The organism is Streptomyces sp. NPDC043854 (assembly GCF_056436005.1).
The window spans coordinates 57787-68387 of sequence record NZ_JBWKDK010000038.1 but is presented as its reverse complement, the minus strand read 5'-3'; the positions used below and the strand labels follow the sequence as shown (position 1 = coordinate 68387).

9 protein-coding genes are annotated in these 10601 nt (G+C 74.7%); 6 read left to right on the top strand and 3 right to left on the bottom strand.

Annotation, left to right across the window (positions count from 1 at the left end):
- Positions 1–327 precede the first annotated feature (327 nt).
- The 5 genes from AC068A_RS28030 (at position 328) to AC068A_RS28010 (ending at position 6422) form a co-directional block, all read left to right on the top strand.
- A complete protein-coding gene (locus AC068A_RS28030; RefSeq protein WP_478589031.1) occupies positions 328–1824 on the top strand; it encodes a glycoside hydrolase family 18 protein in 1497 nt (498 codons plus the stop codon).
- A 181-nt stretch (positions 1825–2005) separates the two neighbouring features.
- Positions 2006–4096, top strand: a complete 2091-nt coding sequence (locus AC068A_RS28025) for a SpoIIE family protein phosphatase (protein ID WP_478589033.1) — start codon at positions 2006–2008, stop codon at positions 4094–4096.
- An 88-nt stretch (positions 4097–4184) separates the two neighbouring features.
- Positions 4185–4877 (top strand): DUF5701 family protein, encoded by a 693-nt coding sequence (locus tag AC068A_RS28020; protein ID WP_478589030.1) that lies wholly within the window; start codon positions 4185–4187, stop codon positions 4875–4877.
- Between the two features lie 91 nt (positions 4878–4968).
- Complete coding sequence (locus tag AC068A_RS28015; RefSeq protein WP_478589029.1) at positions 4969–5811, top strand: class I SAM-dependent methyltransferase; 843 nt, start codon at positions 4969–4971, stop codon at positions 5809–5811.
- 140 nt (positions 5812–5951) lie between these two features.
- Positions 5952–6422: a hypothetical protein gene (locus AC068A_RS28010; RefSeq protein ID WP_478589028.1), complete on the top strand. Its 471-nt coding sequence runs from the start codon at positions 5952–5954 to the stop codon at positions 6420–6422.
- A gap of 9 nt (positions 6423–6431) precedes the next feature.
- Here AC068A_RS28010 and AC068A_RS28005 read toward each other — a convergent pair whose 3' ends face one another.
- From AC068A_RS28005 to abc-f, 3 genes are read right to left on the bottom strand one after another with little or no spacing between them, the layout of a single operon-like run.
- Entirely contained in the window at positions 6432–7169 is a 738-nt protein-coding gene (locus AC068A_RS28005) for a LolA-like protein (RefSeq protein WP_478589027.1), read from the bottom strand.
- A gap of 25 nt (positions 7170–7194) precedes the next feature.
- Positions 7195–8151, bottom strand: coding sequence for a Vgb family protein (locus AC068A_RS28000; protein ID WP_478589026.1), 957 nt, complete (start codon positions 8149–8151; stop codon positions 7195–7197).
- Positions 8152–8206: 55 nt separating this feature from the next.
- Positions 8207–9826, bottom strand: a complete 1620-nt coding sequence (gene abc-f / locus AC068A_RS27995; RefSeq protein WP_478589025.1) for a ribosomal protection-like ABC-F family protein — start codon at positions 9824–9826, stop codon at positions 8207–8209.
- 113 nt (positions 9827–9939) lie between these two features.
- Between abc-f and AC068A_RS27990 the strand changes: the two genes are divergently transcribed.
- Positions 9940–10590 (top strand): TetR/AcrR family transcriptional regulator, encoded by a 651-nt coding sequence (locus tag AC068A_RS27990; protein ID WP_478589024.1) that lies wholly within the window; start codon positions 9940–9942, stop codon positions 10588–10590.
- Positions 10591–10601 lie beyond the last annotated feature (11 nt).

Genomic DNA, 10601 nt, shown 5'->3' with positions numbered 1-10601 from the left:
CTTCCCCTTCTTTCTCTTTCTCGGCGGGGAAAGAAAAGGGGGAGAGGGGGGGGGGGGGGGGGGGGGGGCCCCCCCCCCCCCCCCCGCCCGCGTCGCCGTGCACTGTGCTCTCCCTTCCCGCACCGGCACGCCCGAACGGCCGACCACGACCGCCTGTCTGACACATCGACAGGCCCGCTGGAGGGTGCGGGCGTTAACGCGGGCCGATCCCTTCCTTAAGGGGGCCTCAAGATGCGTGCCCGAGCGCCCGAACTGGCGTTTTGTCCGATTCTGGATCGCTAGCGTGCTGCCCCGTCCCCCATCCCCGCACCGATGAGGCAGGCAGTCATGACCAGGAACGCACACCGCCGCACCGCCGGCACCAAGGCGAAGGCGGCCGGAGCGCTCGCCCTGACGGCGGCCGTCGCCGGCACCGCGATCGCACTCACCGGCACCGCCCAGGCGGCCTCCGTGGGCGCCGCCTTCACCAAGTCCAGCAGCTGGGACACCGGCTACACCGGCCAGTACGTCATCACCAACACCGGCAGCCGGCCCCAGAAGGACTGGACCCTGGAGTTCGACCTGCCCGCCGGGACCACCCTGTCCTCGCTGTGGAACGGCGAAAAGACCGTCAGCGGCGGCCACGTCACCGTCAAGCCGCCCCGCTGGGACACCGCCGGACTCGCGCCCGGGGCCTCCGCCACCATCGGCTTCGTCACCTCCGCACAGGGCGGCGCCCCCGGCAGCCCCACCGGCTGCCTGATCAACAAGGAGAAGTGCTCCGCCGGTTCCGGCCCCACCCCCCTCCCCACGGGCCGCCCCACCACCGCCCCGAGCCCCACGGCCACCACCCGCCCCACGACCGCGCCCACCGCCACCGCCACGGCAACCGCCACCGCCACCGCCACCCCCAAGCCCACCGTCACCGCGACCCGCCCGGGCGGCACCGCGAAGGCGGCCCCGTTCGCCCCGTACGTGGACACCTCGCTCTACCCCGCCTTCGACCTCGTCGGCACGGCCGACCAGACCGGAGTCAAGGAATACAACCTGGCCTTCATCACCTCCGGCGGCGGCTGCAACCCGCTGTGGGGCGGCGTCACCGCCCTCGGCTCCGACCACGTCGCCTCCCAGATCCAGGCCCTGCGGGCCAAGGGCGGCGACGTCCGGGTGTCCTTCGGCGGCGCCGCCGGCTCCGAGCTCGCGCTGGCCTGCTCCTCGGCTGCGGACCTGGCGGCCGCGTACGGCAAGGTCATCGACGCGTACGGGCTGACCAAGGCCGACTTCGACATCGAGGGCGCTGCCCTGCCCGACACCGCCGCGAACACCCGGCGCGCCCAGGCCATCGCCATGCTCCAGAAGAAGCACCCCGGCCTCGACGTCTCCTTCACCCTCCCCGTCATGCCCGAGGGCCTGACCCAGCCGGGCGTGGACCTCCTCGCCAACGCCAAGCGCAACGGCGTGGGCATCGCCGCCGTCAACGTCATGGCGATGGACTACGGACCGGCGTACAGCGGCGACATGGGCGGCTACGCGATCCAGGCCGCCACCGCGACCCAGGCCCAGATCAAGGGCGTCCTCGGGCTCTCCGACGCCGAGGCCTGGAAGACGGTCGCCGTCACCCCGATGATCGGTGTCAACGACGTGACCAGCGAGATTTTCACGGTCGAGGACGCCACCCAGCTGGCCGACTTCGCCCGCAGCAAGAACCTGGGCTGGCTCTCCATGTGGTCGGGGGCCCGCGACAAGCAGTGCCCCGGCGGCGCCAAGAACCAGGCCGACGCCACCTGCTCGTCCATCGTGCAGACCCCGCTGGCCTTCACGAAGGCCTTCGCCGCCCGCTCCTAGGACACCCCTGCGCCCCCTGCCGCTCCGCGTCCGGTCGCTTGCGTTCCGTTTCCGGCCGGGGGCGGGCGGGACCGCCCGGCGGCGCCCCGGCGGGCCGGGCCGAGCGCGCCGGTGGGTCCGGGGCGACCATGTTCACGTGGGAGACGAACCGGTACGGGACCGGGGTGCCGGACACCGGCTGATGGAGGAGGCGCTGGTCGAGACCTGCGCCGAGGCGGATGCGTCCATCGGCATGCTCTACCTGCCCGAGCCCGCCGGGCGGGTGCTGCATCTGGCGGTGACCGTCGGCGTGGCCCGCGAGTTCGCGGTCCCCTGGGCCCGCATCGGGATCAATGACCCGATTCCGGTCGCCGACGCGGTCCGCGAGCAGCGCTTCGTATGGCTCGGCGGCCTGGAGGACACGGCCCGCCGCTACCCGCGGGTCGGCCTGGTCGTGCCGTACCGCTTCGCGCTCGCCGCCACCCCGCTGGACGAATCCGGCACGGCCGGCGAGATGCGCACGGGCGCCGGACTGGTGCTGCTGTGGCCCGGCTCGCACGGTCCGCACCTGCGCGACCGGGAGCGGGAGGCACTCGACGCGGGTGCGCGGCGTCTGGCCGGCATCCTGCGCCGCGCCGCCGGCGAGGGCCGCCCCATCCAGCCGCAGCCCCACCCGGTCATCCTGGCTCCGCGCCCGCCGCCCACCCCGGGACCCGCGGAGGCGGCGGCGGGCCTGGCCTTCATCCGGCGCCTGCCGGGAGGCAGCTGCGCCCTGGACCTGAACGGGAAGATCACGTTCATCACCGAGCGGGCGGCGGACCTGGTGGGCGAGCCCGTCTCACGGCTGGTCGGCGCCCTCCCGTGGGAGGCACTGCCCTGGATGGACAACCCCACCATCGAGGACCACTACCGGGCGGCCGCGATCAGCCGGATGCCCCGGAGCTTCCTCGCCGACCACCCGGACGGCCGGCGCCTGCGCTTCGACCTCTACCCGGACGCCAGCGGGCTCAGCGTCCGGATCACCCTGGCCGCGGAGGAGCCCGAACCCTCCGCCGCCGCGCCCCCGGAAGCCGAGACGGCGCCCTCGCCCAGCCGTGCCAACGCCCTCTACCAGCTGATCCACCTGGCGGCCATCCTCACCGAGGCCGCCCACGCCCAGGACGTCGTCGACAAGGCCGCCGACCAGCTCGTCCCGGCGCTGGGCGCCCATGCCATGGCCCTGCTGGTCGAGGAGGAGCAGCGCCTGCGCATCGTCGGCTACCGCGGCTACACGGCCGAGCTCATGGCCCGCTTCGACGGCGCCCCCGTCTCCGCCGACACCGCCCGCACCCACGTCCTGCGCACCGGCACCCCGCTGTTCTTCGGCAGCCCGGACGAGCTGCTGGCCGCCTACCCCTCGACCCTGATCCTCGACGGCATGGCCGCCTGGGCCTTCCTGCCCCTGATCGCCTCCAGCCGTCCCGTCGGCTCCCTCGTCCTGGGCTACTCCCACCCCCGCACGTTCGCCCCCGGTGAGCGCGCCATCCTTTCCGCCATCGCCGGACTCATCGCCCAGGCCCTGGAGCGGGCCCGGCTGTACGACTCCACCCATCAGCTGGCCCGCAGCCTCCAGACCGGGCTCCTGCCCCGGGTCCTGCCGCACGTTCCCGGGCTGGAGGTGGCGGCCCGCTACCTGCCCGCCGCGCAGGGCCTCGACATCGGCGGGGACTTCTACGACCTGATCCGCATCGACGGCACCACCGCGGCCGCCGCCATCGGCGACGTCCAGGGCCACAACGTCAGCGCGGCCGCCCTCATGGGCCAGGTCCGCACCGCCGTGCACGCCACCGCCGGCGCACCGCCGGCCGAGGTCCTCGCCCGGACCAACAGGCTGCTGACCGATCTCGAGCCGGGCCTGTTCACCAGCTGCCTCTACGTCCACATCGACTTCACCCGCCGCACGGCCAGCCTGGCCACCGCGGGCCACCCACCGCCGCTGCTGCGCCGCGCGGACGGCTCGACCGCCGTGCTCGACCTGCCGCCCGGGCTCCTGCTCGGCATCGACCCCGACACCGCGTACACCGCGACCGAGATCCCCTTCACCCCCGGCGCCCTCCTCGCCCTGTACACCGACGGCCTGGTCGAAACCCCGGGCCGGGACATCGGGGAGGCCATCGGCGAGACGGCGGCACGCCTCGCCCGGGCCCCGCGGCACGCCTCCCTGGACCTGGTGGCGGACAACCTCATCGGGCACGCCCGGCACGCCGCGCCCCGCACGGACGACATCGCCCTGCTCCTCCTGCGACACGGGTAGGACCATCCTACTTTTCGCTTGACATTCAAGATAGCCCCAAGATAATTTTACGTCCGTCGTAAACACCTTCCCGGATGTGAGGACACTCTTGACCCAGACCCCCTTCGACGGCGCAGCCGAGTTCGACCGCCAGGTCCGCACGCTGATCGGCCTCGGCTACCCGGCGATGTCCGGCCTGGACCCCGAGCGGTTCACCGCCCTCGTCGCCCCGCTGCGCGAGCGCGCCGCGGCAGCCCCGTCCGGTTCCGGCGCGTGCGACCCGGTGGCCGGCCGGGTGCCGTTCCTGCTGGTCGTCACCCGGAACGCGGCCCCGATCGAGGAGACGATGCCGCGCACCACCCTGCACGGCGGACGCCTGCCCGGCTTCGTCGACCACTCCTTCGAACCCGGCTCGATCGAACGGTTCACCGCCACCCCGCAGACCGGTCTCCCGGACGGCGACGCCTACCTGCTGACCGACGTCGAACGCGGCGAGGAGTTCTGCGGAGCCGTACCCCGGGACGCCATGGACGTCATCGCCGGCCGCGGCCGCACCCTCCTCACCATCGAGGAGGGCATCGCGCTCGTCACCCACTTCCCGCAGCTGCTCGTCAAGAACAAGTGCTTCTCGCTGGGCGGTTCGCGCTGTGGCGACCACCGGGTTCCGGCCATCTGGATCAGCCGCAGGGCGCCGAAGCTCGGCTGGTGCTGGGAGGGCAACCCGCACACCTGGCTCGGCATGGCCTCGGCCGGAACCCGCACCGCCGGTTCCGCAGTGGCCGGTTCCGCGGTGGCCGACTGACACCGAAGGCCGTCCGCACGGCGGCACGGGGATGCCACACTGGCGTGTCGACACGACGGCGTGCGTTGTGCGTTCCAGGAGGTGTCACATCGTGGCCCACGGTGCCCAGGAGTCCTACCCGGCCATACGGCCGGCGGTCGAGGAGACGTACGGTCCGGCGGACCTGAGCCGGGAGTCCGTCTTCGCCGGAGGGTTCATCAACTTCGGCTACTGGAACGCGATCGACCTGAGCGCCCCCCTCGGCGAGGCCGAGCGCATCCGCAGCCAACAGGACCTGTACCGGCAGGTCCTCGACGCCGCCGGGCCGCTCGCACGGCTGCGGGTCCTCGAAGTGGGCTGCGGGCTCGGGATGGGCTGCGCGCTCGCCCTGGGGGAGTACGGGCCCGCCGGCGTCACCGGCATGGACATCCACCCGCAGCAGCTCGAGCGGGCGCGGAGCACGCACGCCGGCCTGCTGCGGGAGGAGCCCGGACGGCTGCGGTTCGTACGGGGCGCCGCCGAGCGGATGCCCTTCGGGGACGGCGGGTTCGACGCCGTGGTGAGCGTCGAGGCCGCCCAGCACTTCCCGGACCTGGCCGCCTTCGCCGCCGAGACGGCGCGGGTGCTGCGGCCGGGCGGCCGGGTGGCCGTCGCCAGCTTCTTCACCGTGGACGACGCCCCCGGCCGCCCGGCCGAACTCGCCGGGCTGCTGCACACGTTCGAGACCGGCCTGGACATCGCCCGTCCGGTGTCCGCGCTCACCGACGCGTTCGCCGCAGCCGGACTCGCGGATGCCCGGGCCCACTCGATCGGACCGGGGGTGTGGGCGGGCTGGGACACCTGGCTGGCCCCCCTGTGGGCGCCGGGCACCTGGCCGCGGAACTTCTTCCAGGCGTACGAGCGCCGCGTCATCGACTACTACGTCGTCACCGCGACCCGCCCGGCCCGCGGTTGACCGCCGGCCCCCGACCCCGACGCCGGGACCCCGGCCGCGCCCCGCGAGACGCCCTTGCGGCAGTGGACCGCCCGGGCGCCCCCGGCCGGGCGGGAAATCCGGTTGGCCGGGGCCGGGACCCCGCCCTACCCTCCCTCGCGATGGAGATGTCCTTCCGGAAGCTGCCGGACAACCAGCACGAGATCGTCGTCCGTGCCCGCAAGGGCCCGGACGTCAGGCTCCCCGCCCAGCCGACCGGCCCCACCATGCCGCACGACCTGGTGCACGCCGTCGTCGAGACCGCCCTCGGCATCGACGACGGCTTCTGGGGCGCGATGGCCCGCGGGGCCACGTTCCAGGGCTTCGAGATGGTCGAACCGGGCCGGCACCGCAGGTCCGGGATGAAGGTGCTCCGCCGGGGCGGCGATGCGGTGATGGCCGCCGAGCTCTCCGTGAACTGGGCGTACCGGGTGTGGCGCGGGCTGTCCACGGAGGGCCGGGGAGTCGGCCGCCCGCCCATCGGCCCGGACGACCTGGCCCGTACCGGGCCCCGCCTGCACGCGGCCGCCGCCCGCTGGGCCGCGGTCCCCGAGGGCGCGGAGCTGGTCTGGCACTGGGGCACCGACCGCTGAGCCCTGCCGCTACCGGAGGTCGGAGAGGTCGACGGATTCCTCCGGGGGCGGGGTCTTGGCCGGCACCGGCTCGTTGTAGTCGGAGAAGTCGGCCCGGCCCCGCCGGCCCTTCTCCACGCCCTCGACCCGGAGCAGGTACGGCTCCCCCTCGGTGGCCACGTAGTACGTGGCCACATCGGCGCCGTCGCGGCCGGTGACCGTGATCGCCGCCGCCCCGTTGACGGTCGCCGTCCCGCCCTTCGTCAGGTTCTCCGAGGCCGGCCGAGCGGCGTGGGTGCGCTGGAAGTCGGACAGGTCGCACACCTGGGTGAGGCCGCGCAGCAGGGCGTTCTCGGCACTGCCGTGGATCCAGCGGTCGTTGATCAGTGCGGCCGCGTCCTCGCCGGCCGGCCCGGGAACCTGGGACCTGAGGAAAGCCGTGTCGGGCTTCAGCCAGACGTCCTGCCCGCGCTTGACCATCTCCGCGCTGCCGCCGCCCTTGGGCAGGCCCACGCTGCCGGCGCAGTTGCCGTTCACGTCGAGGTGGAGGTCCAGGGTGGTGGTCCCCGCCGTGTCCTGGACCTGCGCCACCATGTGCACCGACCGGGCGCCGGCCAGCTCGGCCCGTGCCCGGTCGATGATCACCCGTGCACTCTCGTCCTCGATGCCGCTGCCCGCGGAGGCCGCGAACCCCGCCGGCAGCGTGCTCGCCGCCCCGGCGGCCAGGACGGCGGCCAGGACGGCGCCCACCCTCCGGAACCCGGACATCGCCTCACCTCCGATGAGGAAGGTGTCACCCGATCAGCGTAGGCCGGGTGGACGGCGCGCGCAGTCGGGGGACACGAGCCCCGGCCGGTGCGATACGGGCGATCGCACCGTGTTCCAGCGCCGTGTAGAGGGCGCCGTCGGGCCCGAAGGCGAGACCGTGGGGCTCGCTGCCGGGGTGCGGCAGCGGGATGCCGGTGACCCGGCCGTCGGGGGAGAGGGAGGCCACCCGGCCCGTGGCCCACTGGGTGAACCAGCAGGTGCCGTCGGGGCCGGCGGTGATCGCGTGCGGGCGGCAGTCCGGATCGGGGAGCGGGAACTCCGTGATCTCACCGCCGGTGGTGATCCGGCCGATCCGGCCCGCGGTGATCTCGGTGAACCACAGGGCCCCGTCGGCACCGGCCGTCAGGCCCACCGGCCCGCACTCCGGATCGGGCAGCGGGTACAGGGTGATCCGGCCGTCGAGGGTGATCCGGCCGAGGGCGCCGGCCCGGTTCAGGGTGAACCAGAGGCCGCCGTCCGCCGCCGCGGTGATGAAGGCCGGGAAACCGCCCGCGCAGGGCAGCGGGAACTCGCTCACCTCCCCGTCGGTGCCGATCCGGCCGATCCGGTCGACGCCGGCCCGGGTGAACCACAGTGCGCCGTCGGGCCCCGCCGTGATGCCGTACGGGGTGGCCCCGCTCCCGGCGGCGGTGCCGGGGAGGGCGTAGGAGCGGGAGCGGCCGGAGGTGTCGATCCGGCCGATCCGGTCGTCCCGCATCCGGGTGAACCACAGGGCCCCGTCGGGTCCCGGGGTGAGGAGCGCGGGCCCGCAGTCGGCGGAGTCCAGCGCGAACTCGTCGAGCCGGCCCTCGGGGGTCAGGCGGGCGATGCGGCCGGTGTGCACGAGGGTGCACCACAGCGCCCCGTCGGGGCCGGCCGCCAGTGCGTACGGGCCGGATGCGGGGTCGGACACGGGGAAGGTGCGGATGTGCGGGGAAGGCATGCGGGGGAGGCTTCCTTTCGTCCGGGGGAGGCGGTTCGGGGGCGGGTACGCGGGGTCAGGCGGCGACGGCCGCGGCGGCGGGCTCGAGTTCCAGGCGGGCGCCCTGCCAGTGCGCGCACAGCCGGCGGTCGTGGCTGACGACGACCACCGCGCCGGCGAAGTGGGCCAGCGCCGCTTCCAGTTCCTCCGCGAGGGCGGGGGAGAGGTGGTTCGTGGGCTCGTCCAGCAGCAGGACGTCCGCCGGTTCGGCGACGAGCCGGGCCAGGGCCAGCCGCTGCCGCTGCCCGGCGGACAGCGCGCCGACCGGTACGTGCAGCCGCTCGCGGCCGAACAGGCCCAGGGCCAGCAGCTGTTCGGCATGCTCCTCGGCGGTGCCGGAGCGCCCGTGGGCGTACGCGGCGAGCAGGGTGCGCCCGGGCGGCCCGGACTGCGGCTGCTGCGCGAGCAGGCCGACGCGTCCGCGCCGGACCACCTGCCCGCGGTCGGGGGCCGCGGTGCCGGCGAGGATCCCGAGCAGGGTGCTCTTGCCGGCTCCGTTCGGGCCCGTGACCAGCAGCCGGTCACCGGCCGAGACGGTCATGTCCACGGGCCGGAGACGGCCGTCGACCTGCACGCCGGCGGCCCGCAGCAGGACGCCCGCCTGAGCGGTGGGCAGGGAGGGCGTGAAGCGCAGCGGCTGCGGCGGGGCGGGCACGGGCCGCGCGAGCAGCCGCGCCAGCCTCTCCTCGGCGTTGCGCACGCGGCTGGCCAGGGACTGCTGCACCCGGCCGGCGGCCCGGTCGTAGGCCATCTTGTTGCCGTCCTTCATGGCCCGGCCCGGTGCGACGCGGCGGGCGGTGGTGGCGGCCGTGTCGCGCAGCCTCGCCACCTCGGCCTGCCAGTCGCGGTGGGCCTGGACCCGGCGCTGCCGCTCGGCGGCCCGCTCGGCGAGGTAGCCCGCGTAGCCGGCGCCGTAGCGGGTGGTGGTGTGCAGGTCGCCGTCGACCTCCAGCAGCGAGGTGGCGACCCGTTCGAGGAAGACGCGGTCGTGGGAGACGGCGACCGTGGTGCCGCGCCGGCCGCGCACATGGTCCTCCAGCCAGGCCAGGGCGGAGGCGTCGAGATGGTTCGTCGGTTCGTCGAGCAGCAGCACCTCGGGTGCGGCGGCCAGCAGGGAGGCGAGGCGCAGGCGGACCTGTTCGCCGCCGGAGAGCCCGGCGACGGTGCGGTCGCGCTCCAGCCCGACCAGGCCGAGGCCGTGCAGGGCGCGTTCGAGGCGGGCGTCGGCCTCGTACCCCCCGCGGAGCTCGAAGGCGGTGAGGAGGTCGGCGTACGCGGCGAGTACGGCGGGGTCGTCGCCGGAGTCGGCCATGCGCGCCTCCAGTCGGCGCATGTCCCGTTCCATGGCGTGCAGTTCGCCCAGCGATCGGTCGATCACCTGCTGGACGGTGAGGTGGGGCGGGAGGTGTTCCTCCTGGGCCAGGTAGCCGATGCCGCCGTCGGCCCGGGTGATGACCTCGCCCCGGTCGGGGCGCTCTACGCCGGCGAGGAGGCGGAGCAGTGTGGACTTTCCGGATCCGTTCTCGCCGACGATGCCCAGGCGGGTGCCGGAGGGGACGGAACAGGTGACGGAGTCGAGGACGGGGCGGCCGTCGTGGGACTTGCTGACGTCAAGGGCGGTGAGCTGTGCGGTCACAGGGCGGTTCCAGGGGTGCGGGGGCGGGCGGGTGCGGGGAAGTGCGGCGCGGGCTGCGGAAGATGAGCATCGGAAGCTCCTTAAAGCGACGGACGTTGCGTTAAGATGGTGCCATGGACTCCAGCACCCACGCAAGCGGCAGTTCCGCGCCAACTCCCCGCCACCGCACCGGCGGTCGCAGCGCCCGCGTCCGCGCCCAGGTCGTCGAGGCCGTCGGCGCGCTCCTCCTCGAAGCCGGGTACGACGGCCTGACGGTGGACGCCGTCGCCGAACGGGCCGGCGTCCACCGCACGACGGTCTACCGGCGCTGGCGCGATGTGGGAGGCCTGCTGGCCGACGTCCTCGACGCCGCGGCCGACGACACGTGGCAGCCGCCGGACACCGGCTCGCTGGAGGGCGACCTCACCGCCCTGAACCGGGAGGTGTACGACGCGCTCGCGTCCGGACCCACCCTGACCGCGGCCCTGATCGCCGCGTCCTTCCGCTCGGCGGAGGCCGCCGGCGCGCTGAGCCGCTTCTGGGAGGACCGCTACGAGCGCTGCGCGGTGGTCGTCGCCCGCGCGGCCGCCCGCGGCGAAGTCCCCGCGGAGACCGCCCCCCGCGCCCTCCTCGTGGCCTCGACCGCCCCCCTGTACCACGAACTCCTCCTGCTGCGCAGCGCCCCCGACCCCGCCCTGCCCGGCCGGGCGGCGCACGCGGCCGCCGCGGCCGCCCGCAGCGGCGCCTGCTCCGCCGCCCCCGGGACCGCGGGCACCGCGGGGTAGGACGGAAGCAC